Annotated in this window: 34 protein-coding genes; 1 reads left to right on the plus strand and 33 read right to left on the minus strand. The window is 72.2% G+C overall.

Annotated elements, in window-relative coordinates; genetic code table 11:
• The first annotated feature begins 160 nt into the window (after positions 1 to 160).
• Complete coding sequence (locus ACFV1L_RS18330) at positions 161 to 1,417, plus strand: transcriptional regulator (protein ID WP_380367013.1); 1,257 nt, start codon at positions 161 to 163, stop codon at positions 1,415 to 1,417.
• On the opposite strand, the gene ACFV1L_RS18335 is transcribed toward ACFV1L_RS18330, so the two are convergent.
• The 33 genes from ACFV1L_RS18335 to ACFV1L_RS18495 form a co-directional block, all read right to left on the minus strand.
• The gene (locus tag ACFV1L_RS18335; protein WP_380367015.1) at positions 1,398 to 2,060 is read right to left on the minus strand and encodes an HAD family hydrolase; all 663 of its coding nucleotides are present in this window, start codon (positions 2,058 to 2,060) and stop codon (positions 1,398 to 1,400) included. The two genes, ACFV1L_RS18330 and ACFV1L_RS18335, sit on opposite strands and share 20 nt — an antisense overlap.
• Positions 2,061 to 2,436: 376 nt before the next feature.
• Entirely contained in the window at positions 2,437 to 2,706 is a 270-nt protein-coding gene (locus ACFV1L_RS18340; protein WP_380367016.1) for a hypothetical protein, read from the minus strand.
• A gap of 41 nt (positions 2,707 to 2,747) precedes the next feature.
• Complete coding sequence (locus ACFV1L_RS18345) at positions 2,748 to 2,999, minus strand: hypothetical protein (protein ID WP_380367017.1); 252 nt, start codon at positions 2,997 to 2,999, stop codon at positions 2,748 to 2,750.
• A 12-nt stretch (positions 3,000 to 3,011) separates the two neighbouring features.
• Positions 3,012 to 3,362, minus strand: coding sequence for a hypothetical protein (locus ACFV1L_RS18350; protein ID WP_380367019.1), 351 nt, complete (start codon positions 3,360 to 3,362; stop codon positions 3,012 to 3,014).
• Positions 3,362 to 3,997, minus strand: coding sequence for a hypothetical protein (locus ACFV1L_RS18355; protein WP_380367021.1), 636 nt, complete (start codon positions 3,995 to 3,997; stop codon positions 3,362 to 3,364). Before ACFV1L_RS18355 ends, ACFV1L_RS18350 begins: the two co-directional genes overlap by 1 nt.
• Positions 3,998 to 4,108: 111 nt before the next feature.
• Entirely contained in the window at positions 4,109 to 4,408 is a 300-nt protein-coding gene (locus ACFV1L_RS18360; RefSeq protein WP_380367022.1) for a hypothetical protein, read from the minus strand.
• A 162-nt stretch (positions 4,409 to 4,570) separates the two neighbouring features.
• Positions 4,571 to 5,299, minus strand: coding sequence for a hypothetical protein (locus tag ACFV1L_RS18365; protein WP_380367024.1), 729 nt, complete (start codon positions 5,297 to 5,299; stop codon positions 4,571 to 4,573).
• Entirely contained in the window at positions 5,299 to 6,414 is a 1,116-nt protein-coding gene (locus ACFV1L_RS18370; RefSeq protein ID WP_380367026.1) for a hypothetical protein, read from the minus strand. The genes ACFV1L_RS18365 and ACFV1L_RS18370 overlap by 1 nt, the downstream gene beginning before the upstream one ends.
• Positions 6,414 to 7,646, minus strand: a complete 1,233-nt coding sequence (locus ACFV1L_RS18375; RefSeq protein ID WP_380367028.1) for a hypothetical protein — start codon at positions 7,644 to 7,646, stop codon at positions 6,414 to 6,416. The genes ACFV1L_RS18370 and ACFV1L_RS18375 overlap by 1 nt, the downstream gene beginning before the upstream one ends.
• Before the next feature lie 9 nt (positions 7,647 to 7,655).
• Positions 7,656 to 8,573, minus strand: a complete 918-nt coding sequence (locus ACFV1L_RS18380) for a phage tail protein (protein WP_380367029.1) — start codon at positions 8,571 to 8,573, stop codon at positions 7,656 to 7,658.
• A gap of 4 nt (positions 8,574 to 8,577) precedes the next feature.
• The gene (locus ACFV1L_RS18385; RefSeq protein WP_380367031.1) at positions 8,578 to 11,187 is read right to left on the minus strand and encodes a phage tail tape measure protein; all 2,610 of its coding nucleotides are present in this window, start codon (positions 11,185 to 11,187) and stop codon (positions 8,578 to 8,580) included.
• Positions 11,188 to 11,215: 28 nt separating this feature from the next.
• Positions 11,216 to 11,548: a hypothetical protein gene (locus ACFV1L_RS18390; protein ID WP_380367033.1), complete on the minus strand. Its 333-nt coding sequence runs from the start codon at positions 11,546 to 11,548 to the stop codon at positions 11,216 to 11,218.
• Positions 11,549 to 11,598: 50 nt separating this feature from the next.
• Positions 11,599 to 11,940, minus strand: a complete 342-nt coding sequence (locus ACFV1L_RS18395) for a hypothetical protein (protein WP_380367034.1) — start codon at positions 11,938 to 11,940, stop codon at positions 11,599 to 11,601.
• 92 nt (positions 11,941 to 12,032) lie between these two features.
• Positions 12,033 to 12,821, minus strand: a complete 789-nt coding sequence (locus ACFV1L_RS18400; RefSeq protein WP_380367036.1) for a hypothetical protein — start codon at positions 12,819 to 12,821, stop codon at positions 12,033 to 12,035.
• A 17-nt stretch (positions 12,822 to 12,838) separates the two neighbouring features.
• On the minus strand, positions 12,839 to 13,264 hold the full coding sequence (locus ACFV1L_RS18405) for a hypothetical protein (RefSeq protein WP_380367037.1): 426 nt from the start codon (positions 13,262 to 13,264) through the stop codon (positions 12,839 to 12,841).
• Positions 13,261 to 13,551 carry a hypothetical protein gene (locus ACFV1L_RS18410; protein WP_380367039.1) on the minus strand — a complete coding sequence of 97 codons (291 nt, stop codon included), beginning with the start codon at positions 13,549 to 13,551 and terminating at the stop codon, positions 13,261 to 13,263. The genes ACFV1L_RS18405 and ACFV1L_RS18410 overlap by 4 nt, the downstream gene beginning before the upstream one ends.
• Positions 13,552 to 13,564: 13 nt before the next feature.
• Entirely contained in the window at positions 13,565 to 13,915 is a 351-nt protein-coding gene (locus ACFV1L_RS18415; RefSeq protein WP_380367041.1) for a hypothetical protein, read from the minus strand.
• Positions 13,915 to 14,145: a hypothetical protein gene (locus tag ACFV1L_RS18420; RefSeq protein WP_157031936.1), complete on the minus strand. Its 231-nt coding sequence runs from the start codon at positions 14,143 to 14,145 to the stop codon at positions 13,915 to 13,917. The genes ACFV1L_RS18415 and ACFV1L_RS18420 overlap by 1 nt, the downstream gene beginning before the upstream one ends.
• A 10-nt stretch (positions 14,146 to 14,155) precedes the next feature.
• Positions 14,156 to 14,707, minus strand: coding sequence for a mobile element protein (locus tag ACFV1L_RS18425; RefSeq protein WP_380367043.1), 552 nt, complete (start codon positions 14,705 to 14,707; stop codon positions 14,156 to 14,158).
• Positions 14,691 to 14,999 (minus strand): hypothetical protein, encoded by a 309-nt coding sequence (locus ACFV1L_RS18430; RefSeq protein WP_380367045.1) that lies wholly within the window; start codon positions 14,997 to 14,999, stop codon positions 14,691 to 14,693. The genes ACFV1L_RS18425 and ACFV1L_RS18430 overlap by 17 nt, the downstream gene beginning before the upstream one ends.
• A gap of 11 nt (positions 15,000 to 15,010) precedes the next feature.
• Positions 15,011 to 16,258 (minus strand): phage major capsid protein, encoded by a 1,248-nt coding sequence (locus ACFV1L_RS18435; RefSeq protein WP_380367046.1) that lies wholly within the window; start codon positions 16,256 to 16,258, stop codon positions 15,011 to 15,013.
• Positions 16,255 to 17,043 carry an HK97 family phage prohead protease gene (locus ACFV1L_RS18440; RefSeq protein ID WP_380367048.1) on the minus strand — a complete coding sequence of 263 codons (789 nt, stop codon included), beginning with the start codon at positions 17,041 to 17,043 and terminating at the stop codon, positions 16,255 to 16,257. Before ACFV1L_RS18440 ends, ACFV1L_RS18435 begins: the two co-directional genes overlap by 4 nt.
• A 2-nt stretch (positions 17,044 to 17,045) precedes the next feature.
• A complete protein-coding gene (locus ACFV1L_RS18445; RefSeq protein WP_380367049.1) occupies positions 17,046 to 17,738 on the minus strand; it encodes a hypothetical protein in 693 nt (230 codons plus the stop codon).
• Positions 17,735 to 19,105: a phage portal protein gene (locus ACFV1L_RS18450; RefSeq protein ID WP_380367051.1), complete on the minus strand. Its 1,371-nt coding sequence runs from the start codon at positions 19,103 to 19,105 to the stop codon at positions 17,735 to 17,737. Before ACFV1L_RS18450 ends, ACFV1L_RS18445 begins: the two co-directional genes overlap by 4 nt.
• Positions 19,106 to 19,119: 14 nt before the next feature.
• Entirely contained in the window at positions 19,120 to 20,892 is a 1,773-nt protein-coding gene (locus tag ACFV1L_RS18455; RefSeq protein ID WP_380367053.1) for a terminase large subunit, read from the minus strand.
• Positions 20,861 to 21,316, minus strand: coding sequence for a phage terminase small subunit P27 family (locus ACFV1L_RS18460; protein ID WP_380367055.1), 456 nt, complete (start codon positions 21,314 to 21,316; stop codon positions 20,861 to 20,863). Before ACFV1L_RS18460 ends, ACFV1L_RS18455 begins: the two co-directional genes overlap by 32 nt.
• 90 nt (positions 21,317 to 21,406) lie before the next feature.
• Positions 21,407 to 21,805, minus strand: coding sequence for an HNH endonuclease (locus ACFV1L_RS18465; RefSeq protein ID WP_380367057.1), 399 nt, complete (start codon positions 21,803 to 21,805; stop codon positions 21,407 to 21,409).
• A 31-nt stretch (positions 21,806 to 21,836) separates the two neighbouring features.
• On the minus strand, positions 21,837 to 21,995 hold the full coding sequence (locus ACFV1L_RS18470; RefSeq protein ID WP_380367059.1) for a hypothetical protein: 159 nt from the start codon (positions 21,993 to 21,995) through the stop codon (positions 21,837 to 21,839).
• Positions 21,982 to 22,173, minus strand: a complete 192-nt coding sequence (locus ACFV1L_RS18475; protein WP_380367061.1) for a hypothetical protein — start codon at positions 22,171 to 22,173, stop codon at positions 21,982 to 21,984. The genes ACFV1L_RS18470 and ACFV1L_RS18475 overlap by 14 nt, the downstream gene beginning before the upstream one ends.
• Before the next feature lie 53 nt (positions 22,174 to 22,226).
• A complete protein-coding gene (locus ACFV1L_RS18480; protein WP_380367063.1) occupies positions 22,227 to 22,565 on the minus strand; it encodes a DUF6221 family protein in 339 nt (112 codons plus the stop codon).
• Between the two features lie 20 nt (positions 22,566 to 22,585).
• Positions 22,586 to 22,828, minus strand: coding sequence for a MerR family transcriptional regulator (locus ACFV1L_RS18485; RefSeq protein WP_380367065.1), 243 nt, complete (start codon positions 22,826 to 22,828; stop codon positions 22,586 to 22,588).
• Positions 22,829 to 22,957: 129 nt separating this feature from the next.
• Positions 22,958 to 23,521, minus strand: a complete 564-nt coding sequence (locus tag ACFV1L_RS18490; protein ID WP_380367066.1) for a hypothetical protein — start codon at positions 23,519 to 23,521, stop codon at positions 22,958 to 22,960.
• Between the two features lie 34 nt (positions 23,522 to 23,555).
• Entirely contained in the window at positions 23,556 to 24,158 is a 603-nt protein-coding gene (locus ACFV1L_RS18495; protein WP_380367068.1) for a hypothetical protein, read from the minus strand.
• Between the last annotated feature and the right edge of the window lie 166 nt (positions 24,159 to 24,324).

The raw sequence follows: 24,324 nt of genomic DNA on the forward strand, positions 1-24,324 counted from the left end.
GATCAGAGTCGGCTATCAGGGGCGACATATGAATGCCCTAACAATGCCTCTTGGATGCCTCTTTGGTGACTTTTCCTCCCGCTCGATCGGATGACGGTCGCTCAAACGACCGCCTGCGGAGTACCTTTGAGGCCCGACACCAGCTCACCAGGAGGGCCGGGTGGCACGCACCACCGACGGCAACACCGCCCTGCGAGCGGCCATGCTCGCCGCGGGCATCGGCAGCAACCGCGCTCTGCGCGAGGCGCTGGAGCGTACCGGCCGCAGCCTCGGCATCGCGCAGTACAGCGTCAGCATGCGGCAGGTGGCCCGCTGGCTCGGGTCTAACCCGCCCTGGCCCAGGGACGAGCATCAGCGCGTGATGGTCGAGTTGCTGAGGCTGCCGCTCTCGCAGCTCGGGTTCGGCGGCCGGCAGCCGTCCGCCACGGCGGGCCCGGCACCTGCGGTCCCGCCCGCGCCCCGGCCCGCGGTGCCACACCCGGCCCAGGCCGACGGTGTCCAGCCGGAGACGATCGGCGCCGCCTACGCGGCCATCACTGCCGCGCACCGGCAGATGTACTGGACCGTCGCCCCCGCGACCCTGCACCGGTCCGTTGCTGAGCACGCCGCCCTGGGCGAAGCCCTGCTCGGCGAGACGTCCGGCGTCGCCCGGCGTGTGCTTGCCGCGGCGCTCGCCGAGACCCTGCTGTTGGCGGGCCGCATCGAGTTCTTCGATCTGCGACAGCCCGCCGCCGCGGACAGCACCCTGGTTCGCGCGCTGCATGCCGCCGGGGCTGCTGACGACCAGCTCCTCGGTGCCGCGATCCTCGGCCACGCGGCCTTCGTCCCGGGCTGGGCTGGGCGCCGCGAGGAGATGGCTGACCGGATGCGCGGTGCCCGCGCGTACGCCCGTCGAGGGGGCGCACCAGCCGAGGTTCACGCCTGGCTGGACGCCGTCGAAGCCGAGTGCCTGACACGCTGCCAGGACATTCGGGGCGCGCTGACGTTGCTCAACCACGCCGCCGACCTACTGGCGGCCAGCGAACCGAGCATCCTGCCGGAGTGGTTCACCTGGTTCAACCCGACCAGGCTCGCCGCGTTCCTGGGGAACACCCAACTCGCCGCGGGCCACCTCCCGCAGGCCCGGGAAACTCTGACCGAGGTGCTGGACGGCCTTGGCGACTCGGACGGCAAGCAGCGCGTCGTCGTCCTCGCCGACCTCGCCGCCGTCGAGGCCCGTGCCCGACGTCCCGAGGACGCATGCCGCCACCTGGAGGCAGCTCTCGAACAGCTGCGGGTCACCTGGTACGAGACCGGCATGGAGCGGGTGCGCGAGGCCCGGGCTCTGCTGACGGAGTGGCAGGACACGGCGGCCGTCCAGGCCGTGGACGACCGCCTCTACTCCTGGTCCGCGACCCTCAGCTCGCTCCAGCGTTGAACTTGGCGATCAGTTCGGGGAGTTCGGTCAGACTGTCGATGCGGAACGTCGACTTCTCGGCGGCCGGGTCATGCTGCTGGATCCAGCCCCACGGGCCGCGGCGGATCAGCGCGGTGCGCATCTTGGCGGCGAGGGCGGGCAGCACGTCGTTGTCGAGGCGGTCGCCGACGTACAGGATCTCGCCGGGCTCGGCCGGGACGACCTCGGCGACCCGCTCGAAGAACGCCGCGTCCGGCTTGCTGGCACCCCAGTCGTCGGAGGTGCCGATCAGGTCGACGTCCCCACTGAACAGCTCGCGCAGGATCCGGCCCGCCCGGACGGTCTGGTTGCCCGCGATCGTCAGGTGCAGCCCAGCCGCGCGCAGTTCGGCGAGCGCAGGTCGGACGTCCGGGTAGAGGTCGTCCTCGCCGAAGGTCTCCGGCTGGCCGGCCGCCGCGCGCCGCTCCCGCTCGGCGTACAGGTCGAAGCCGGGTTGGAACACCTGGAACGTCTCGCGGTAGTCGCGGCCCTCTGCGATGACGGCCCCGAACTGGGCCACGAACGTGTGCCGGGGCACGCCCAGCCAGTCCGCCCAGGTGCCGTACTCCCGGGTCTCGTCCACCAGGCACTCGCCGACATCGAACACCACTGCCTTGATCGTCATGCGGGCAGCGTAGCGGGGCCCGGACGCACGAAACCGCCCCGCCGGCCGAAGCCGAGCGGGGCGGGTCGTGACCCCCGCTTGCGCGGGGAGGGGATGTTGCTGGCCCGTCAGCTGCCTCGCAGAGAACCGGCTGACCCCCGCTCGCGCGGGGAAGACGAACTGCTGGTTCAGCCCTGTGAACCGACGACCACCTCGGACGACCCCCGCTCGCGCAGGGACAAGGGGCCACGGACACCCAGGTAACGCAGAGCCAGGAGACCAGCCTCCAGACGGCTCACCCCCGGTCTCCCGGGGACGTCGATACTCTGGCACGCCCCTCCGACAACCAGCAAGGCCCACAGGCCTGAGCGTCACCCGAACGAGCGAAACACCGCCTTCACCGAACGATCGGGACCACCGCAGCCGCCGCCGCAACGATCCCCACCACCGCCGCCGCGGCCTGCAACCGACGGTGATCCACCCGCCGAACCTCGGCCTCCGCCGCCTGCGCCTGTCTCAGCTCCGCGATCCGCTGATCGTGCTCGGCCAGCTGCGCACTGTGCGCCGCCAGCGTCTGCCCGGTCTGGGAGTCGGACTGCCGCAGCAGCGCCAACTCCCCCTTGATCTCGGCGAGGCCGGTCGAGACCTCGCCGCGGAGTGCGGTCATGCTGACTGCCAGGGAGGTGAGGGGGTCGGCCGGGGGGCTGGTCACTCGCGCACCGCCCGGCTGAGTGCCTCGGCGTCCGGGTCCGGCGCCTTCCGGAGCCAGGCCGGCAGCCATCCCTCGACCACCGGGAGCGCGAGGAGCCGGGTCACGGCCCCGGAGACACCGAGCAGGACGCTGAGGCCAGGCACCGTGTCCGGGATCCCGGCGGTGTGCACCAGCAGCGGCATCGCGGCAGCGCCGCCAGCGAGGACCGCGAAGATCGTGCGGAGCAGTCTGCGCGTCGAGTCCTTCATCGTGATCTCCCGTCAGCCCTTGAGGGTGGTTTCGAGCAGCCAGGCGACCGGGCACCGGCCGGTGTCGGACGGCCCTGCCTTGACGCGGCCCACACTGATCTTGGAGTCGCCGTCCTGGATGGAGATGTTGACCCGGCCTCCGGCACGCGGAACGGCCAGCCGCTCCATGATTCGGAAGGCCCTGGCCGTGTCGTTCCAGACCGCCACGCGCAGCACCGCGTCCGCGAACTCGGCCGCGAAGCTGACGTACACCTGCCCCCAGCCGACGGCACCGCCGTTCTGCGGCGGCAGCGGGACCAGGGTCGCGTTCGCGGGGTCGTCAGCCAGGAAGCCTGACTTGACCTCGCCACTCATGAGCGCCATCAGCGCACCTCCTCATCGAGGCGGCGCCGGTCCGTCCGGGCCGCGGTGTTGGTCTGGAACATCCCGAGCGGCATGGGGCCCGGGTCGTTGTGGTCGTTCTCCGGCACCTGGCTGTGCCCGTAGTGGCCGCTCGTCGAGTCCCAGATCCCGGCGTTGCGCTGCGAGGACCAGTCGGGCCAGCCCATTGGCCAGTCGTCCGGGACGCCCCAGCTGCGGAGCCACTCGACGATCCGGTCCAGCCCGACGCACGGCGTGTCCGCGACGGTCGCGTACACCCGGCCGTCCACCTGGCAGTAGGGGAAGAAGACGGTCTCGATCTGGACCAGCAGGTTGCCCTTGCGATTCGTCTCGACGCCGCCCGCCTTGTTCACGAAGCTCTTGCTGCGCGAGGTCGCGGAGAAGAACTGGGCGACCCGGCCGGTGAACGGGTCCCAGAGCAGGTGCGGGGCCGATCCGGCGCCGGAGCCGGCGAAGTACTGCACCAGGTTGTCGAACGGCACCAGGTCAGCCGGGGCGGCAGCGGTCGCGTTCCGGTCCCAGGTGATGTGCCAGCCTGCGCGCGCCCCGCCGTCACCTGCCATCGGGGCGTCGTCGAGCCGGTGCACCTCGGCACCGGGCAGGAACTGTTCGGGCATCAGAGCTCCAAGCGGAATGCGAGCGTGCGAATTCGTCGCCAACTCGGGTGGTGTGAGGGAGATGTGTCGGCCGCGGCGGTACCGTGGTGGGCACCAACAGCCAAGGGGGGTCTACGAGATGGCGTTCCGAATCAGCAGGCAGACGGCAGCGATGGCGGCGTCGGTGGTGGCGGTGCTGGGCATCGGCGGCGGGGCTTGGGCGCTCGGCACGGGCGGGGACAGCACCCAGCAGGTGCAGACGGCCGACGTCGCGGACACCGGCAGCCCGAGCCCCGGTGCGAGCGAGAGCCCGAGCAGCAGCCCGTCGGCGTCCGCGTCCGCCAGCTCCACCCCGAGCGACCCGCCGGCCAGCACCACCGCGCCGGCCACGACCGCGGCCCCGACGCCGAGCACGACGAAGAAGGGAAGCACGATGAGCACCCCGACCACGCCGACCGAGCCGGACCCGACCACCCCGCCGCCCAGCCCTGTTGGTCAGAACCCTGGCGGCGGCGGCACGGTGGACAACGGGCTGCCGCCGACCCACGTCCCGGACCCCAACGCGCCGACCCCGTCCGGTCCGCCTCCCCAGCTCTAGGACCCGACGCCGAACGTGCTCAGGCCGCGGACGCCGATCGAGCCGGTGCCGCCGGTGACCCGAGCCTGCCAGGTCAGGGTCTGATCGCTGCCAAGGCCGCCGCTGATCGGGCCGGTCACCGACCCGACCTGGTAGGCACCCGCGCCCAGCGCAACGGTGCCGATCACGCCACCGGCGCCATCGACCAGGCGGATCTCACCCGACACCCCAGCATCGCATCGGACCAGGTAGAAGCCCTGCACACGGGGGTGAAAGCGTTTCCAGGCCAGCGACATGCACGTTGCGAACGAGGCACTCGTTGTGGTCCACGCCGGCGTCTCGGTGTAGCCGTACCAGCCGTCAGCCCCGAAGTGCGGGGCGGACAAACCTGATCCTGACGGCACGTCGTCGGCGAGGATGAAGTAGCCGGCGCGGTCGCGGATGGCCAGCCCCTGCGGGTCAGCGGTTGTCGTGGCGATCTGCAACGCGATCGACCCGTCTTCGCGGTACATCAGCACGCCGCGCTGGGGGCTGCCGTCCGGGTGCGCAGGCGAGATGCCACCTACCCAGAAGATCGTGCTGCCGTCGGTGTCGAGGACCTTGAAGATGCCGCCGGGGCCCACGTTGACGTTGCCGAGGATCTGGTTCAGCGCGGGGCGTTGCTGGGTGCGGCCTTCGACCTGGCGGAGCCGGTCCTCCACCGCGCGGAGCCGGTCCAGGATGTCCACGGGGACGTTCGCGACCATCAGGCAGCCTCCAGAAACAGGTCAGTGGACTCGGCGCGGCGCTCGGCCGGGGCGACCTTGTAGCCGACGACGCGGTACCGCGCGGAGTGCCCCTCGGGGTACCAGTCGTCGGTGATCCGCATCCGCACGTAGGAGCCGAGCTCGGGCCGGCGGCCGGGGCTAGAGGCGATGGTGACGGACGGGATGATGATCGGGCGGCGCCAGCGGGCGAGGTCGGTGGCGGCGTAACTGTCCAGGGTCGCCTGGACGTTGACGTCGGTGTAGTCGCTGGTGCCGTCGAGCCTCGGCCAGCCGTCGGTGAAGTCGCTGGTCGCGGTCGCCAGTGCGGACATGAGCGGCACCGACGCGCTGGCCTGGTCGGTGTTGATGCTGGCACCGCGCGAGATCCAGGCGTTGGCCTGGGTCGTGGCGTCCTCCGGCAGGGAGTAGGCGGTGATCGCGCCTTCGCCCTTCGCGCCGGCCGGGGTGGACAGCACGGTGTCGACGCCGGACGCGGCCAGGCGCGGGGTGCCGAGCTGGAGCGCGCGGTGCCGGCTGCCGGCGCTGTCCCGGTAGACGTGGATCCGCCACTCCGGGCCGCCCTGGACGGCGGCCAGCTGGTCGAGCAGGCCGCCGATCCAGGGCGCGTCGTACCGCGAGTAGGTGCGGTCCCGCAGGACGCCGGACAGCTGGCTCCAGTCGATCTCGATGCCGAGCTGACCGCCCGTCTGGGCCTGCGTGTAGGCGACGAGCTGGCGCGCGATTTCCAACTGGTCGACGCCGCTGAACGTCGTTGTGTCGAGCAGCAGCCGGTGGCCGCGCAGGATGGATTCGAGGCCGGCGGCCTGCACGGCGCACGTGAGCTCGCCGCGCGCGGCGCGGGTCGGGGTGCGGGTCCACAGCGGTCCGCCCCAGGCGACCTGCCCGTCGTACTCCAGGTACAGCATCGTGCGGCCGGGCAGCAGCGCGGCGCGGGCCCGGGCGGCGAGGTCCCGGTTCGGCAGCGGGATCGTGCCGGAGAGCGAGCCGGACTTGCCGATGTAGTCGTCGTACGACACCCCGCTGATCGGCAGGACGTCCATGACGACGTCGGTGCGCAGGTCCGCGACGACCAGGCGGTACGCCTCGTCCGCCATCAGGCGACCCGCTCGACCATGATGAACGAGCCCGCTTTGAGGACGGACGGGGTCGCATCTGCGGCGCCCTGCCCCACCTGCATCTTGAACGTGCCGCCCGTGCCGCCGACGAGGAGGGAGCCGTTGATGACGGCGGTCATGGTGGTGCCGGTGCCGATGGTGCCGAGCAGCTGGCTTTGCGCGAGGGTGGAGCGGTCCGTGATCACGCTGCCGACGGTCGCGGTTGCGCCAGCGGGCTGCATCGTCGGCGTCCAGTCGAAGACGCTGCCTGTCGGTGCGGACCAGCCGATCTTGAGGTCTGCCGCGGTCGTTCCGGAACCGCCGATCAGGCCGGTGACGATGTACTCGCCGCCCGCGACGACCGACCACGACATGTTGGTGGCGTCGATCATCGTGGTGCTCGGGACGGACAGGTCCCCCGGGACGCGCCCGCGCCGCCGCTGGCCGATGCCCGTGGCGTTCAGGGTGCCGGCCACGTTCAGCTGGCCGTCGACGGTCAGCTGGTCAGGCGTGCGCAGGCTGTTGGGGGCGTCGCGGTACAGCTCGACGTCGGAGCCGATGACGATCCGGCCGCTGGTGCCGAGGTACAGCCGCGACTCCCAGGCCGCGCTGCCGCCGTTCCACCTCTCCAGGCCCGTGGTGGTTCCGCGGTCGCGGTACTGGGCCTCGTGCACGCCGTTGGAGGTGTCGGGGCCGACGCCGATGCCGCCGGCGGAGACGGTGTACTGGCGCCGGTCGGTTCGACTGGCCCAGTTGATCGGGCTTCCGGCCGAGGCGGTGGCCTCGACGCGGATCTCCCACAGCGGAAGGCTGCCGGCCGGGGCGGCGGGCGCGACCGGCGATCCCAGCGGAGTGCCGGCCACCCGCTCCAGCACCACCTGGGCGGTCGGGGAGCCGTCGATCTCCGGGTCGTAGACGCGTACCACGAGGAGGTCGATGCGGGGGTTGACGCCGTTGCCGTCCGGGATGAGCAGCGACTGCGGGGCGTCGAACGCGACGCTGTAGGCGCCCTGCGCGGTGGTGCCCTGGACAACCGCACGGCCGACGCCGACGGTAGCGGTCATGCCCGAGCCACTGAGGCTGAAGGGGTCGCCCCCGGGGACGACCCCCGACCGCAAGGTGATGGGTCCGGTCGGGGTGCCGTCGCCGGGCGTCGCTGCGAGGCGGGTCTCCTTGCGGGTCTGCCCGCCGCCGGCGGCGCGGGGCTTGAGCCATCGGGACAGGCCTGCCATGGGGGCCTCCTACCAGTACGCGGAGCGGTATCGGACGGTCAGGGACGCTGCGGGGTCGCTGGACCCGGGGGCGGAGCGGAGGGCGAGCGTCGAGGTGCTGAGGGCAGGGAGGACGAACGCGCCCTCGGGCGCGGACCGCGCGGTGGCGGTGTAGAGGCGGGTGGCTCCGGAGGCGAGGGTCACGGTGCCGCCCCAGGTGTCGACGGTCAGCACGTCGGACGCGGCCAGGGTGATGTCGTACTCGAGTACCTGGCCGGTTTCGACGACGGTCACCGACGGCAGGGTGACGGGGCCGCGGATCTCCAGCAGCGGATGCGCGTCCGCGTCACCCGCGTTGACGCAGGTCACGTTGCCGGTCGAGGTGTCAGCTCCCCAGTCCAGGCCAGCGGGTGAGTCACCGTCGTGCCAGTCCAGGCCGGCCGGGCTGCCGCCGTCCGCCCAGTCCAGGCCGAGGCCGGGCTGCGGCAGGGCGGTGGTGACCACCTGCTCGGCGAGGCCGTAGCGGCGAGGGTCGGTGGCCTCCCACGCGATGGTGAGGGCCGGGGTGCCCTGCGCGGCCTGGGCGTCGTCGGGCAGCCGCCGGGCGAAGACGCGCGCGTGGACGAGCTGGGTCTCGCCGGCGAGCCGGATGACGAGCGGCTGCTCGTCCTGGGCGAGGGCGGTGGCGGTGAGCAGGGCCCGCCGCGCGGCGGGGTACTCGTCCGGCCAGGTGGTGAGCTGGAGGTCGGCGGTGACGATTCGGGACTGGGAGAGGAGTCCGCCGAGGTAGCTGCCGTGCTGCTGGGCTCGTGGAACGGTGCGGGAGTCGACGGCTGGGAGGGTGTCCCAGCCGTCGACGTTCACGACCTGCACCGCGGTGCCGTCGCCCCACAGCCGCCCGGCCCACTCGATCTGGAGGTCACGAGTGATCAGGTCGCCTGCTGCCACCGTGTCACCCCCTGCCCTTGGACAGCATCTGCAACTCGACGGCGGTCTTGCGGGCGTTGCCGCCCTCGGCCTCGTGGTAGTGCTCGATCTGCACCGCCGGCCCCGCCGCACCGACCGTCCCGGGCCCGGCGCCCGGAATCGTTGCGGAGGCGACGGCAGCGCCGACCTTGACGGGACCGACCTCCTGGAGCATCCAGTCGGGGATCGTGGGCGGGACGACCAGGTCGGCCATCGTCCGCTCCAGCTCCGGGGTCCCCAGGTCGATGCCCGCGACGATGCCGGCGGGGATCCACCGGCCGACCTGATCGCGCATCACGGTCGACGGCGACTGGATCCCGAGGGCGTCGGCGATCGGCCCGGGGATCACGTTCCGCGCCCAGCTCATGACCTTGTCGCGCAGCCAGCCGCCCATGCGCTGGATGCCCTCCCAGATGCCGCGGGCGGTGTCCATCCCGACCTCGATCATGCGCACGTTCAGGTCGGACACGGCGTCGACGATCCAGCCGGGGACGCCCTTGATCCAGTCGATCGCGGAGTTCCAGCCGTCGATCGCGCCCTGCTTGATGTCCGACCAGTACTTGATCAGCAGGCCCGGCAAGGTGAAGTTCAGGAAGATGTTCCACAGCCGCCCCGGGATGGCCCGCACGAAGTCGACGACCCAGTCCCAGGCAGCCTGGGCACCGGACTTGATGTCGTCCCAGTGCTTGATCAGCAGCCCGGGAAGGCTCCAGTTCATGAAGAGGTCGAGGAGGAACTGACCGACCCACTTGACCTTGTCGACCACCCAGTCCCAGGCGGCCAGGGTCGCGGCCTTGATCTCGTCCCAGTACGCGATGATCAGCGCGACGATCGCGATCACGGCGACGGTGATCCAGCCGATCGGGCCCATCGCCATGATCCAAGCAGCGGCCATCCGGGCCGCCTGGATCAGGGACTGAGTGCCCATCAGGATCCAGCCGCCCACGACGCTCGCCGCCGCGGCGAGCTGCAAGGCCATGCCCCACGTCGCCCGGGCGCCGGTTGCGATCCACGCCGCGACCTGCTGGGCGCCGGAGACGACCGCGGAGGTGCCGGACGCGATCCAGCCGCCGACGGTCTGGTAGGACGCGGCGACGGACAGCGCGCCGTTGCGCACTGCCGAGACGCCGGAAGCGACCCACGCCGCAACCTGCTGGGCGCCGGACACCGTCGCGGCGATCCCGGCCTGCGCGTAGCCGACCGCGGTGGTGATCAGGACGGGCAACAGCACGGTGCCGATGACCCCGGCGACGACCTCGATCGTGCCCTTGTTGTCGTCCAGCCAGCCGCCGAAGTCGCGCAGGGCGGGCACCATGTCGTCGCGGACGAAGCGCGCCGTGTCGGCCAGCGCCGGGACGAGGTTGTCGCGCAGCCAGCCGCCCGCGTCCTGCACGGCCGGCAGCAGGTGGTCCTTCACCCAGCCGGCAGCCTCGCCGACCGACGGCCCGAAGGTGCCGACGAGCTGCCCGGCGACGTCCGACAGGACGGGCAGCACCTGGCCGCCGACGATGTCGACGAACCCCTGCTGCAGACCGCGGGTGAACTCGGTCAGCCGGGTGCTCGCGTTGTCACGCAGCGAGTCGCCCATCCCGGCCGCCGCGCCGCCGACCTGACCGAGCGTCGCCACCGCCGAGGACGGATCGAGGGCCAGCAAGGCGGCCTGCATGTCCTCCGACTTGGTGCCGAACAGCGCCAGCGCGGTGGCGTTGCGCTCGGCCGGGTCCTTCACGGCACGCAGCCGGTCCAGGACGGTGTCCAGCGCGCCCGCGGCCTTGGGGCCGCCCTCGATGAAGGTCTTCTGCATCGCGGAGCCGGACAGGCCCAGCGTCTTGAACGCCGCGTCGACGGCGTCGCCGCCGCCCTGCGCGATCAGGACGAACTCCTTCAGGCTGTCCGCGACGACGTCCGTGTCGCGAGCGCCCGCCTTCATGCCCTGCGCGAGAAGCCCGGTGGCCTGCTCGGCGGACAAACCCATCTGGCGGAAAATAGTTGAATATTCATTAAAAGTGTCGCCGATGTCGTCGGCGCGCGGCCCCATGACCTGGAGGCCGCGGGTGATGGTGTCGAGCGCGGCCTCGGCGTTCGGCGCCAGGCCGGTCTTCATCATCTGGCCGACCGCGTTCGCGGCCTGGCCCAAGTCCAGCTCGAACGTCCCCGCGAGGTCGGAGACCTTGGTGGCGATCGACTGGATCTGCTGGTTGGTGGCGTCGGGCGGAAGCAGCCCGGCCGACATGGTCGACCGGATCGCGTCGGCCGCCGACCCGACGTCCTCGGTGACCGCAGAGGCGTACAGCTGGCCGGCGATCTGCCCGTAGCGCTTGGCGTCCTCGCCGGTCGCGCCGAGCTGGGCCTTCAGCTTGCCCGCGATGACCTGCTGGTCCATCGCCTCGCCGAGGCCGGCGACCAGGGCGGCGCCGCCGATCGCGCCCGCACCCAGCAGGCCGACCTTCAGCGCGCCGCCGAGCTTCCCGACGAAGCCGTCGCCGGCCTTCTCTCCGGCGTCCGCGACGGGCCCGGCGAGCTGCTCGCGGATCTCGGAGCCGATGCCCCGCACCGAGGGGATGATCTGCAGGGACGCGTAGCCGACAGTGGGCACGGGCTGCCTCCCCTCGGTGCGCGGGCGGTCAGCCGGTGTACCCGGCTTCTACGGCGTGCTGGTGGGCGCGTGCACGCTCGCGCGCGGCAGCCCGGGCCTTGTCCTTGGCGGCGTCGGCCTGGTGGTCGCGGACGACCGGCCGCGGGTACGGCCGGGGCCGGGACGCGGTGCGGTCGCCGGCGCGCTGCCAGTTCGCCGTGGCGAGGACGTCGAACAGGTCGGCCAGCAGGTACTCGGTCATCCCCCAGGCGGGGCGGCCGGCGATCGCCGTCCGCAGCCGCGACGTGGGCGGCAACCCGCGGATCAGCGACCGCAGTTCGCGCCAGGTCAGCTCGCCGGTGAACAGGTGCTTGAGCCGCACGCCCGGGTAGTGGGCGGGCAGGTCGGCCTCGATGGCCTCCCCGAACTCGGCTAGGAGTCGGCGGAGGCCGAGGATTCCCCCGCGGTGGTGCCGCTGTGCTCCTGGTAGGCCTTCCACAGGGCCCGCAGCTTGTAGCCGGGCAGCGGCGTCTTCTGGAACTCTGCCCAGCCCTCTTCGCCGAGGGCCATGCGCAGGGTGCCCATGATGACCTCGATGTCGACCTTGCTGGTGACCTCCAGCGCCTTCCACATGTCCAGGCCCTGCATGTGGGCGAAGGACCAGCGGGTGCCGCCCCAGTGGACGACGAACGGCTGGAGGCCGGCCTCGGCCGCGACGGCGTCGAGGTTGAAGTCGAACGGCTTGTCATCCGGCCGGACGGTCTTGGTGCTCATGCGCGGTGTCTCCTCGTCGGTGCGCGCGGTGGGGGTGGTTGTCCGGGGCGGGCGGACCGCGCAGCTCGCCCGCCCCGGGGACTGGCAGGGCGTCAGGACACGGTGACCGCGCAGGTCCCGGAGACGCCCATGTAGGTGGCGGTGATGGTGGCGGCGCCGGCGGCGACGGCGGTGACGTAGCCGTACCGGACCGTCGCCTTCGCGGCGGCCGACGTCGACCAGGCGGTGGACGGGTGCAGGGTCACGTCCCGGGTCGTGGAGTCGGTCAGCGTCGCGGTGGCGGTCAGCGCGCCGATCTGCCCGGCTGTCAGGGCCTTCGTGGCCGGCGCGATGGCCAGCGAGGCGACGGCGAGCGAGGTCTGCTGGATGTAGAGGGTGGCCGGGCTGGTGCTGGTGTCGGGGTAGATGACCGCGGCCAGCTGCACCTTCTGCAGGTCGGTCTCGTTCTGGTCGATGTCGCCGTCCGGGGTGATGATCGCGTGCCCGGCGGTGATCTTCCGGTAGACGATCCCGGCCTCCGGGTCGCGGGTCTCCCAGGCGCACTTGATCGGCACCGGCTTGGGCACGACGATCGCCGTCTGCGTCGAGCCGGGCCAGATCAGGGCGCGCGTGGTGGGGTTGTCCTCCAGGATCGAGACCTTCTTCGTCGCCTTGAAGTGCGTGCGGCTGGTGCGGACGAGGTCGCCGCCCCAGGCGAAGTGGTCGCTGGTGTCCTCGTCGCGGCTCTCCGGGAAGCCGTCGTCGCCGTCGAGCAGGCCGACCATGCTCCAGCCGGGGCCGAAGGCGGTGTTCGCGTCGGCCGGGTTGGCGGTGGTGAGCGAGTCGGCCACCCAGAAGTCGGCGTTGGCCCAGAGCCGCGCGTTGCTGGTGTCTCCGGACATGCCGGACCTCCTGATCGTCAGGTGAGTTGGACGGGACGGACGTTGGCCGTCACGGTGCACGTGGACAGGTCCACGGCGGAGTCGGGGTCGAGCGCCGGCACCGGGCCGAGTGCGGGCCGCACCGAGCGGATGACGGGCCCGTTGTGGACGACCATCAGGCCCTGGACGAGCTGGGCGAGGTCGTGTGCCTGGTCCGGGTCGGCGTGCCAGACGGTGAGCCGAAGCGTCACGCGGGAGTTGGCCATCGACGGGTCCGGGATCGCGCTGTCGAGGCGGACCAGGACGTAGGGCAGGTACGGGTCCTCGGGCCGGCGGTTGTCCGGGACGCGGGTGCCGACCGTCGCCCCTGCCGCGTACGGCTCCGCGCGGCCGGCGAGGGCGACGCGCAGGTACGTTGCGGTGGCGGCCTGGGCGTCGCCGAAGACGACCAGCGGCGCGGTCACCCGCCGCGCTCCTTCACCTCGGCGCCGATGCTCGCGGCGGCCCGGGTGAGGATGCCGTCCCTCGCCTGCCAGCCCATCGCGCGCCGGTCCGGTACGGCGACCGTCGCCGCCTCGCGGTCGGTGGTGTAGGCCCGGACCTCGACCTCGACGCCGGCGGGGACCTCGGCCTGGACATGCCGGGCGATCTGCTCGGCCGCGCCGTCGACCATGGCCTTCACCTCGGGGGTGCGCAGCACTTCGCGGATGCCGGCCGGGTCGAGTTCGAAGGTGACGCGCTGACGCGCCATCGCGGCCTCCCTCCTACCCGGTGGCCCGGGTCATCTGCCATTCGACGTGGTGGACGGCTCCGGTGACCGGATTCGCCCAGCGGGCGACCTCGCCGATGACCTCGCAGGTGAGGCCGTCGTACTCGATGCGGTCGCCGGAGCGGACGTCCGGCGCGGTGCCGGGCGCAGACAGGACGTGCCAGCCGGTGACCACCTCGGTCCGGTCCGGCCCCGGCCGCTCGATCTGGACTGCGGGCTGCACCGACAGCCGGCCGACGGCGAGCCGGTCGACGGCGCCGGGCGACCAGTCCGGCACCGTGTTGCCGCCCCGGTCGGTCCGCGTGCCGGGCCGGAGCCGCACGACCTGCTGGTGGAAGATCGCCATCAGGATCCGGCGATGACGCCGCGGGTCCGCAGCGCGGCGAGCAGGTTGTTGTAGGCGGTGGTGACGGCGGCGAGGCTCGCGAAGTCGGGGCTCTGGTTGTTGATGACCGGGGCGGTGCCCGGCAGCGGAGCGGCCGACCCGGCGACGACGACCAGGTCGAGGACCTGCTGCGCGGGATTGGCCGCGGCGGCGTTGCGGAGCTTGGCGTACATGGGTGCGGGGCCGGGCACGGGGGCCTCCTCAGGTTCGGTCGCCGTGGGCGAGCTGGTAGTTGGAAACGGCGCTGGTCCACTCCGCGGTGACGCCGGTGGCGGCGGCCGCGCCGTAGGTCATGGACTCGCCGCCGGCCTGGACGGTCTGCACGCCGGGCAGCACCGCGTAGACGACGCGGGCCTGCCCGATCACGGCGTCCTGGACGTCCTGCGGGATCGGGTCCAGGCCGTGGTCCCAGACCAGGACGACTTCGGACCAGGACGGCCAGCCGCAGCCGGAGGTCCGCAGCAGCGCGCCGATGTCGCGGCGGACTTTCCAGTCGGTGACCGCGGTGCCGTCCACGGTCACCGAGGCGACCTGGCCGACGGGGGCGGCGGGCAGCAGCAGCCGGTCGGTGCCGTCCCCGTACAGGGTCGTGGTGTCCCCGGTGACCAGCCGGACGGGGTGGCGGACGTCGGCGATGAACCTGCTGCTCGCGCTGCGCAGGGCGAGCAGCAGGTTCGGGTCGTCGGCCGGCACCTTCAGCCAGGTCGCGAGGTCGGCGGGGAAGGCCAGCAGGCCGTCAGGAGGCAGCGCCACCGGACGTCCCCGGCGGTGTCAGGTTCGCTTCGAGGACGCCCTTGCGGGCCTTGCCCTCGGCTTCGGCGGCCAGGACGCGCGCCCGCTCGTCGCCGTCGGCGGCCAGCAGGTGGGCGAGGACGTCCTCGACGGTGTGGGCGTCCGGGTCGAACGGAGTGTCGTCCGAGGAGGGGGCGGCGGGCCGCTGCTGCCCGGGCCCGGGCGACGGTTCCTGGACGGGCTCCGGGCGGGCCGGGGCGTCCTCCACGCGGTAGCGGATGCCGTCGACGACGACCATCTTGTGCTGCGGCATGCTCAACTCCCTCACGGGGTCAGGTCGGCGACGGCGAGTTCGGCCGGCTTGAAGATCGCCTGTGCGGCACGGAGCTCGCCGCGGACGTAGACGAGGTTCCTCGCGGCGTAGTCGGCGTGCTGGTTGAACGCCAGGACGGACAGGCCCTCGCGGTCCAGCAGGGTGATGGTGCGCAGGTTGCCGACGATCGCGGTGCCGGCCGCCAGGCGGTGGCAGACGATCCGGGGCCGGCCCCAGATGGTGTTCGGGCCGGACGACCAGGGCCCGCCCGAGTAGTAGCGGCCCTCGGCGTCCTTGAGCAGATCGAACATCTCGTCGTCGTCCGGGCTGACCAGGACGCCGGTGACAGTGCCGCCGATGCGGGTGACCTTGCCGATCGCGCGGCGGATGGTGGTGACCACGTCGGTGTCGAAGGCCTGCGCCTGGGTGCCGGAGGTGGCCAGGATGCCGGTCGGGTTGCCGCCGGTTCCGGAGCCGTTGATCAGCTTGTCCTCGACCACGGCGTTGATGTTGAACTCGATCTGGCTGTCCATGTAGGAGGCCAGGGCCGGGGCGTCGGCCAGCATCATGTTCGTGACGGTGAAGCCGTCCGCGTACGTGAACGCGGAGGCGGTCGCCAGGGCGGTGGACAGGCCGGAGGTCGGCTTGGTGGTGCCGTCCGCGGGGAGGATCTCGTTCGGGATGATCGCCGCATTGCGGGTCACCGCGGTGATCTGCAGGTACTCGATGCTCTGCCCGGCCATCTGGCCGCGGCTGATCACGTCGAGCAGGGTGATCGGCGGCGGGGTCGTCAGGTCGACCATCGGGAAGCGGATCGCCTGGGTGTGGTCCAGGCCGGCCTGCAGCGTCGGGGCGTTGGCCTTGCGCCCGAGGTCGCGCAGCGTGCCGACCTTGATCAGGCCGAACTGGATGGGAGTGCCCTGGCCGAACCCGGACGGGTGGTCCTTGCGGAACTGCTGGTAGGCGGCCGACTTGACGAACTGGTCGCCGAAGCTGCCGGTCAGGGCCTGGTCGGTGCGGTCGGTGACGCTGTCGAGAACCGGCGCGGGCCGGCCTTCGCCGCTCTTGACGAGGCGGGTGATGGAGGCCTGCGCGTCGTCGGCGGCCTTGATCTGGGCGTCGAGGGCGTCGGCGCTGGCCGACAGGGTGGCGACCTCGGTGATCTCCTCCTCGGTGAAGTCGCGGTTCTCGCTCTTGGCGAGGGCGGCGATCTCGGCGAGGCGGTCGAGGGCGGCCTTGAGCTGCTGACGCAGGTTCATCGGGGTTCTCCGATCAGGTGCTTGCGGGTGAGTGCGCGTGCGAGCACCTGGGCGGGCGACGGGCCGGCGACCTTCGCGGGCGCCTCGGGGGCGACGGCGGGCCGCTCGACCGGCCGGTGGCCGGACTCGGTGGCGGTGGTGGTCTTCGCGTCGTCGGCGGCCTGCGCAGCGGCCAGGACGTCGCCGATCGCGGCGTGCGCGGCGGTCAGGGTGTCGATGTGGCGCTGGGCCAGCACGCGGCCGGCCTTCACGCCGCGGGTCAGCTGCTCGGCCTTCGCGGCGATCAGCTCCGTCTGCTGGTTGCAGCCCACCAGGCACGGCCCGACTTCGTAGAGCTTGAGGCGGCGAAGCTCGTACCAGCCTTCCCAGTCGCCCTCCTCGTCGGTGCCCTCCACCCACGCGCCCTCTTCGACGTCGTAGGCGAAGGAGAACTGGGTGACGCGGCGGCCCTTGAGGAGGCGGTAGACCTGGGCGGCGGTGGGGTTGGTGTCGATGTCCTCGATCTGGCCGGTGATCTGCAGGCCCTCGGCGGTCTCCTCGGCCTCGACGACCACGCCGATGTGCGAGAACGGGTCGCCCCAGTCGTGCGACCAGATCACCGGGATCGGGTCGCCCTTGGCGGCCCAGTCGGCCAGCGTCTGGGTGAACGCGCCCGGGACGACGACATCGCCAGCGCTGTCCTCGTTGCCGAACACGCTGACCAACGCGACGAACTGGCCTTCGCTCAGGCCGTCGGCGGGGCCGGCGGCCTTGACTCGGGCCTTGCACTCCTTGGTGCGAGGCACGCCTACTCCCCTCTCTCGTAGGTCAGGTGGCAGTTGCAGTTCGCGGTCTCGGCGTCCTTGCCGCGGGCGTCGCCCGGCCAGCGCAGGCCGTTGGTGAAAACGTCGCCGAGCTCGACCCGGTCGCCGTTCAGCGCCGAGTGCGAACTGCGGGCGTTGGAGCCGGTGTTCCAGACCTTGTAGACCAGGCCCGAGGCGCCGGCGGCGTCGTGCCCGCCGAACGAGCGGGACTCGGTGGAGGCGGTGACGGCGCGGATCGCCGCGTTGGTGACCCACCCGGCCATGGCCGCGGTGAGCCCGGCGTGCCAGCCGTCCGGGGAGGCGAGCGCGCCGACCGCGGCGGCGTACCCGGCCTGCTCGTACTGGGCGGCGTGGGAGGCGGCGGCCGCGGCCAGCCACCCCTCCATCACCGAGGCGTCCCAGCCGTCCGCCTCCGGGTTGTACGTGCCCAGGACGGCCCACGCGCCGACCTGCGCGATGCGCCAGGTGTGACCCTGGATCAGCGCCGCGAGGGAGGCCTGCCGCTCGGGCGAGGACTCGCCCCACAGCCCGTACAGGTCCGGCGCCCCGGCGTCCGCCGGGCCGGCGCGGCGCACCAGCGACGCCGCCTCCTTGTCCGCCCACGCGGTGAGCGACGCCGTCAGGGCGTCCCGCTCGACCGCGAACGTGCCCAGGTCGTCCGGCCGGGACGCCTTCACCCGTCCCGGCCTGGAGCTTTTGGGCCCGGCGGCCGGCCCTTCGGCGCAGTGTCCCTGGGCGAGGCCAGGCCACCGATGGTGACGTTGAGCGGCGTCACCAGCTCGTCGGTGCCCTCGACGTAGGGCAGGTTCTGCACGGCGCGGGCCTCGGAGCGCAGCATGTACGGCGCGCCGACCGCGGACTGCAACACGGAGGCCTGCTCCATGAAGGAGCCGCGCAACTTGGAGGCGACGTCGGCCTCGATGTACAGGTCGCTCTCGCCCGGGGCGACGATGGGCAGCAGCAGCAGGTTCAGGGCCTGCTCGAAACTGGTGACGATCGGCCCGAGGGTCGTCCCGTAGAGCATCTGCCGGAACGCGTCGACGTTCGAGTAGGTGCCCTCGCGGGCGCCCACCAGCTCGGGCGCGACGTAGTAGGCGGAGGCGACCTCGGCGTCGGTGAGCTGCCGGCCCTCGATGTCCGCCGTGTCCCTGGGGGTGAAGGCATTGACGGTGACCAGCTTCATTCCGTCTTCAAGGATCGGCGTGCCGCCGGCGCCGCCGCTGCGGCCGATGAACCGGGCGAAGGACTCGGTGAACCGATCCTTCGCGGTCGCCGACCAGCCGGGTGCGTCGGCCGGGCGCTCGATCACAGCGGGGACGCGCGCCCCGTTGCGCCACACCTGCCGCCGGTATTCCACCGCCTCCGCGGACTCCGCCAGGATGTTCCGCAGCGTCACCATCGGCGAGACGCCGTTGGCCTGCCCGGCGGGCGAGTAGCCGTGATCGAACAGATAGCCGCGGGGAGCGGCCTCCGTCCGTGTCCCGTCCATGCCCTGGATGACGATCTTCTCGACGCCGTCCCAGCCGTCGGACACCAGCCGCATCCGCGCAGCCGGGATGCGCCGGATCTCCCACCCGGACGCGGTGTCCGCCGACGGCAGCACCCGCGCGCACCAGCGGTCATCCAGCAGCAGATCCATGATCAGCGAGTTCCACAGTCGGTAGGCGGTGGTGGTCTCGCTGGGGGCGGCCAGCACCTGCGCGAGCGGGTGGTCGGTGACGCGCTGCCGGTCGGTGTCGGACACTCGCCGGTAGACCTTCCACGGGATCCCCGCGATGTTGCGGGCGATGAACCCGGTCACCTTCCGCACCGACGGCTGGGTGGCGTACAGGTCCCAGCCGCCGCTGTCCGCGTAGGCCCCGAGCGGGATGCCCGGATCCGGGACGATCACGCGGCCGTCGAAGACCCACGGCTCGGCGAGCGACGGGAACGTGGCTAGCACGCCATCGGTGGCCGGCGAGGCCTTCGCCGCGACGGGCAGGCCGTCCGGGGTGATGACCAGGCCGGAGCCAATGGCCTTGGTCCTGCGGCGCCAGAACGCCACGACCTCACCCCCTGTCAGATCGCTTCGAAGTCGCCGTCCTCGTACGCGGAGCGGCGCTTGGGCGGGCGGGCCAGGACCTCGGACATCGCGTCGCACAACGCCGAGACGCCGTCGATCTTGTCTCCGGCGCGGGCCTTGGACGGCTTGACGTTGCCCGCGGCGTCTTCCTCGACGGCGAGGTTGTCGACCATCCACGTCATGACCGGGCTGCCCTGGTGCCGGAGCACGGGGCGCTCGCCCTCGCGGACCTGGCGCTCGCCCTGCAGCAGCAGCCGCTTGACGGCCTTCAGCGCCGGGCTCATCGACTTGAAGCCCTGGCCGACGCCGACCATCGGGGCGCGCTCGCCCTCCAGGTCGTTGGTCAGCGACGTCGACGACCAGCGGTCGAAGCCCAGCGCGCGGACGTCGAAGGCGTCCAGGTCCTTGCGGATCTGCGCGCCGATGAAGCCGTAGTCGGTGACGTTGCCCGGCGTGGTCTTCAGCCAGCCTTCTTTGACCCACCGCGACGCGGCGCCGGCGGTGCGCTTGTCGAGAGACTTCAGGTTGTCCTCGGGTGTCCAGAAGCGGACGAGCATGTCCAGGCTGCCGTCCTCGGACGGGTCCGGGAACAGCCACACCAGCGCGTTGATGTCGGACACCGAGGCGAGGTCGAGGCCCCCGTACGCTTCCCGGCCGGCCAGCTGGTCCTCGACCACCAGGGCGCCGTTCGCCGTCCACGACTCCACCGTCAGGTACTTGGTGACCTGCTTGGTCCTGATGCCCAGGTGCAGCCGCAGGAACTTGGCCAGGTCCGCCGGCGACTGCTTGGCCTCGTCGCTCTTGGACTGCAGGTAGGCCCTCGTCGGCGAGATGCCGAACCCCGGATTGGCCTTGCGCCACGTGGCCTCGGAGTGCGGGTCGTCGTCCTTCTCGGCGGCCCACACCACCCCGTACGTGCCGGGTGCGGTGAAGATGCGGCGGGCCAGCTGTTCGATGCGCTGGCGCTTGCGGTCGTAGACGGTCTCCCGGCCGCCCGCGTCCGCAGTGGTGATGATCAGGATCAGCGGCTGGCGCCGGGAGCCGGTGCCGGTCTCGATCGTCTCGACGAGCTCCGGGTCCTTGTGGACGTGCAGCTCGTCGATGATCCCGCCGTGCAGGTTCGCACCGTGCTGGGCCGCCGCGATGCTGGCGATCGGCTGGAAGTACGAGCCGGACCGCTTGTGGACGATCTTCTCCTTGAGCGGGATCACGTGCTTCGCCAGCGCCGGCGAGTGCTCGGCCAGGTGCCGCACCGGCTCGAAGACGAACTTCGCCTGCTCCTTGGTGGTGGCCGCGGTGATGACCTGCGCACCGGGCTCGCCGTCCGCGCACGTCAGGTAGATCGCCAAGCCGCCGGACAGCGTCGACTTGCCGTTCTTGCGCGGCACGTCGACGTACGCCTCGCGCACCACGCGCACGTAGTCGTCGGCGTCCTCGTCCCACCGCACCCAGCCGAACACCGGGGCGAGGATGTAGGCGACCTGCCACGGATCGGGCCGAAGCGGCCGCCCCGCCCACTGGCCCTGAGTGTGCCGCAGCAAGCTGAAGGACTGCAGCACCCTGTCGACCCGGGCAGGATCGAACACCGCCCCAGGTGCCTCGCCCGGAGACGGGGTCTGGATCAGCGGAGGGCAGTCCGGCAGCGGGATGCCCCGGCTGGTCAGGTACCAGGCCACCTCCGGGCTGAGTTTGAGGTGCTCCAGCTCGGCATCATCCAGGAACGCGCCCGGCGTCGGGTCAGGCGAAGGGGTTGTCCTCGTTCGTGCCATCGTCGGCCCCCCTCGCCAGGGCCTGCTCGGTCGAGGGAGTCAGCCCGAAGTGCGCCGCCCAGGCCCGCAGTTCGCGGCCGGCCGCCCGCTGGATGCCGACCAGCGGGTGCGGCAGCACGCCCTGCTTCGCCTCGATCGTCAGCCCCTCCGTCTTCAGGAGCGTCGTCGCCTCCACGAACTGGGCCCACGCCTCGCAGTACGCCGCGAGTGCGGCCCGGTCCTCAGGCTTGAGCAGGCCGAGCCGGGCCAGGCCCGGGACGACCCGCTTCCACTCCGCCGCCGCCTCGCGGTTCAGCCAGGTCGGCGGGTTCGGCGGGACCCGGACGAACGCCGGGCCCGGGTTCACCTCGCGGCCGGCCGAGTCCTTGCCGTCGCCGCGGCCCTTCAGCAGCCGCAGCGCGGCCGGCTGGGCGGTCCTTCCCACCGGGGACCCCCCTTCGCTGATTCTGTGCAGACGTGTGCGGAGTTGACCGCGGCGGGGCCCCGGGGCCGAGGCTCTGTGATCCGGACTCCCCTACCCCCCGGGGTGCCGGGCCGCCCGGGCTGAGGCCCGCTCGCGACGCCGCTGGTTGCCCCGCAGCGCTTCCGCGGCGCTCTTGACCGTGTCGCACGGCCCGCAGGCCAGCCCGAGGTTGTCGAGGCTGGTCGGCGATCCGCCTTCGCTGATGGGGACCTTGTGGTCGAGCACGTAGCTGTCGGCGTCGCCGTCTCCGCAGATCCAGCAGCAGCCGTCGTCGCGGCGAGTCACGGTGGCCTTGAGCGAGCGCCACCGGCCGGAGCTGATCCCGTACCGGGCCGCCTTGTCGTCGCGGCCGGCCCAGGGGATGGGCTGGTGCTGGTCGCAGCGTCCGCGCTTGGTGGCGAGTTCGGGACAGGTGGGGTCAGAGCAGCGGGACGGGGGGCGGGTGGGCACCGGGGGGACCTCCCTCCGGGGGCGGGGTGGGTCAGTCGGTGGCGTCGGCCGTCGACCAGGTCCAGACCCGTTCGCTCGGCTGCTCGACCCGGCCGGCCATCAGGGCGGCCAGGCCTTCCTCGGTGAGGACATGTTCTTCGGCGATCCACCGGCGGCCGTCGGGCAGGAGGTGGACCTCATAGCCGGTCATCATCGTCGTCCTCCGTGCGGTCGGTGGCGGGGAGTTCGGCGCGGATGATCGTGGCCGTTCCGCGGAGGAGGTCGGCGACCTGGTGGCGTACGTGCTCGTCGTTCGGGCCCAGGCTGATGCTGCCGATGCAGTACTCGTCCAGGTCGCCGATGCGCAGGTGCACGAGGAGTTCGGCCATGGTCACCTCCTGGAGATAGCGGCCCGCCGCGGGGGAGGGCGGCGGGCCGCGGTCTATGCGTTCGGTGCCCACTCGGCCTGGTAGCCGGGGCGTTCGGCGTACGGGAGGGCGAGCAGCTGCAGACCGGCGAGTACGAGCCTGTCGCGGCCGCAGTCGCAGTGGCCACGGCGGTTGTTGTCCGGGCACCTCTCGCCCTCGCGCTCCTTCGTGGCGGCGCCGCAGGTGTACCAGGGGTCCTCGCAGACGGTGTGCGTGGTGTCGAGGAGCAGGGTGATCAGGCCTCGCTTGGCGTCGACCTCGGCGAGCTCCCGCGCCCGACTCCAGCCGCCCGGTTCGCGTTCGTCGGCGGCCAGCTGCTCGTGCAGGAACTCGGCCAGTTCGGTCGTGTTCACGGCCTCCCCCCTTCTGCGGTCTATGCGGCGGTGCGGCTGTCGAAGACGCGCTGGGCGCGGACAGCGACGTGGCCGGCGGCAGCGCAGATGTCCGCGAGGAGGTAGACGCGGAGGCCGCGGTCGTCGGTCATCCGGGGGGCGATGAGGCCGCGCCGTTGCCAGCTGTAGATGGTTTGGATGTTCCGGCCGGTGATGCGGGCGGCCTGGCGGGCGGTGACGCAGTCGAGGCCCTCGGGGTCGGTGTACAGCTCGTCGTCGTCCACGGCGGCACCTCCCCGGGGATGGCGAGAGCCCCGCGGCTGCTGCTCTGCCGCGGGGCTCTGGGGTGTCTGTGGGCGCACGTGTGGCGCTGTCGCCATTATGCGCACCGGGCGGATCTTGTGCAAGCGGCTCTACGCGGCGGCCCGTGCGGGGTTCCGGATCTGGCTGATGCGGGAGGCGCCGAGGCCGGTGTACTCCTGGATGGTCTTGGGCTGGACTTCGCCGGCGAGGTAGCGGCGGATGAGGGCGTCGCGGGCGGCCTCGGCGTCGAGGGCGGTCTGGCGAGCGACGGCCAGGTCGATTACGGCGCGGGCGAGTTGGGGCAGGTGGTGGTCGGTGAGGGGGCCGTCGGGGGTGAGGGAGCGGTGGAATCCGTTCAGCGCGCTGTATGCGGTGTCGATGTCGGCGGCGGTGATGTGGTCGCGGCCGGCGGGTTCGTCGAGGGTGATGGCGGCGGGCTGGATGCCGTTGGTGACGGGCTGTCGGACGGCCGGTTGCTCGTCGTTCAGTTCGGTGCACAGGGGGCCGTAGGCGTACAGCGGGGTGGACCCGGCTGTGTTGGTGATGCGGAGGAGCAGGTAGGGCCGGTGGAGGGGGACGATGTCGAGGATGGTGGCGGTGCCGGCGAGGGTCCAGCCGCTCAGGCCTGGGACGCCGGCGAGTTCGACGCGGAGCCAGTCTCCAGTGCGGTGCATGGGTTCTCCTGGGTGGTGTTCAGCGCGCTGAAGGTCAGGCGGCGTTGAGGGCGTCGGCGTAGGCGGTGGCCCGCTGGTCGTACTCGTCGGGGCGGAGGATGACGCCGCAGCCGGGGGTGGCGCACTCGGCGTCGTGGCCGTCTTCGCGGACGAGGGACTGGAGGTGGCAGCGGGGGCAGGGCAGCTGCATGAGTCGGCGGCGGGGCCGGAGGAGCGCGAGGGGGGTGCACCGGCGGTGGAGGTCGGCGATCTCGTTGGCGTACTCGTCGGCCCAGGGCTGTTCGGCTGCCCAGGGCAGCAGGCTGGTGAGGTAGGCGAGGAGGGTGCCGAGGTTGGTGTCGGCGGGCTGCTGGCCGTGTTCCTCGGCGTGGAGCCGTGCCCAGGCGGTGATGGTGCCAACGGCAGGGACGAGGCCGTCCTGGTCGCCGTGGGGGTCGCGCACGGTGTCGCTTGCGGCGGGGCCGAGGAGGCTGAGGACGTTGATGCTGCACGGCAGGGGGGCGGTGCGGGTGGCGCCGGTGACGTGGCTGGATCGGGTGGTGCTGCCGGGCTGGAGTGCGAGGTGGGCGTACGCCAGGAGTTCGGGGAGGTCGCGGAGGTGGCGGTCGAGGCGGGCGGTGGCGGCGGGGGTGAGCACGACGGTCTCCTCGGTGGCGCTGGTCAGCGGGTGCAGGTTTGGGGTGGTGGGGTGGGCGCCCCCCCGGGGGGCGGCCCCCGGGGGGGGTCAGACGGGGGGGGGGGGCAACCGGCCCCCCAAGTAGGGGGCGGGGGGGTTGGGGGACACCACGTAAGGGGCGCGCACG

This window comes from Kitasatospora sp. NPDC059646, from assembly GCF_042734615.1.
Taxonomy (GTDB): Bacteria; Actinomycetota; Actinomycetes; order Streptomycetales; family Streptomycetaceae; genus Kitasatospora.

Coding starts and splice junctions, on each gene's coding strand:
- ACFV1L_RS18340 (WP_380367016.1), bottom strand. CDS start 2,706: ATGACCGCACTCCGCGGCGAGGTCTCGACCGGCCTCGCCGAGATCAAG.
- ACFV1L_RS18435 (WP_380367046.1), bottom strand. CDS start 16,258: ATGAACCTGCGTCAGCAGCTCAAGGCCGCCCTCGACCGCCTCGCCGAG.
- ACFV1L_RS18415 (WP_380367041.1), bottom strand. CDS start 13,915: ATGGCGATCTTCCACCAGCAGGTCGTGCGGCTCCGGCCCGGCACGCGG.
- ACFV1L_RS18335 (WP_380367015.1), bottom strand. CDS start 2,060: ATGACGATCAAGGCAGTGGTGTTCGATGTCGGCGAGTGCCTGGTGGAC.
- ACFV1L_RS18370 (WP_380367026.1), bottom strand. CDS start 6,414: ATGGCGGACGAGGCGTACCGCCTGGTCGTCGCGGACCTGCGCACCGAC.
- ACFV1L_RS18455 (WP_380367053.1), bottom strand. CDS start 20,892: ATGGCACGAACGAGGACAACCCCTTCGCCTGACCCGACGCCGGGCGCG.
- ACFV1L_RS18395 (WP_380367034.1), bottom strand. CDS start 11,940: ATGAGCACCAAGACCGTCCGGCCGGATGACAAGCCGTTCGACTTCAAC.
- ACFV1L_RS18355 (WP_380367021.1), bottom strand. CDS start 3,997: ATGCCCGAACAGTTCCTGCCCGGTGCCGAGGTGCACCGGCTCGACGAC.
- ACFV1L_RS18490 (WP_380367066.1), bottom strand. CDS start 23,521: ATGCACCGCACTGGAGACTGGCTCCGCGTCGAACTCGCCGGCGTCCCA.
- ACFV1L_RS18345 (WP_380367017.1), bottom strand. CDS start 2,999: ATGAAGGACTCGACGCGCAGACTGCTCCGCACGATCTTCGCGGTCCTC.
- ACFV1L_RS18365 (WP_380367024.1), bottom strand. CDS start 5,299: ATGGTCGCGAACGTCCCCGTGGACATCCTGGACCGGCTCCGCGCGGTG.
- ACFV1L_RS18475 (WP_380367061.1), bottom strand. CDS start 22,173: ATGGCCGAACTCCTCGTGCACCTGCGCATCGGCGACCTGGACGAGTAC.
- ACFV1L_RS18410 (WP_380367039.1), bottom strand. CDS start 13,551: ATGGCGCGTCAGCGCGTCACCTTCGAACTCGACCCGGCCGGCATCCGC.
- ACFV1L_RS18350 (WP_380367019.1), bottom strand. CDS start 3,362: ATGGCGCTCATGAGTGGCGAGGTCAAGTCAGGCTTCCTGGCTGACGAC.
- ACFV1L_RS18430 (WP_380367045.1), bottom strand. CDS start 14,999: ATGCCGCAGCACAAGATGGTCGTCGTCGACGGCATCCGCTACCGCGTG.
- ACFV1L_RS18400 (WP_380367036.1), bottom strand. CDS start 12,821: ATGTCCGGAGACACCAGCAACGCGCGGCTCTGGGCCAACGCCGACTTC.
- ACFV1L_RS18470 (WP_380367059.1), bottom strand. CDS start 21,995: ATGACCGGCTATGAGGTCCACCTCCTGCCCGACGGCCGCCGGTGGATC.
- ACFV1L_RS18375 (WP_380367028.1), bottom strand. CDS start 7,646: ATGGCAGGCCTGTCCCGATGGCTCAAGCCCCGCGCCGCCGGCGGCGGG.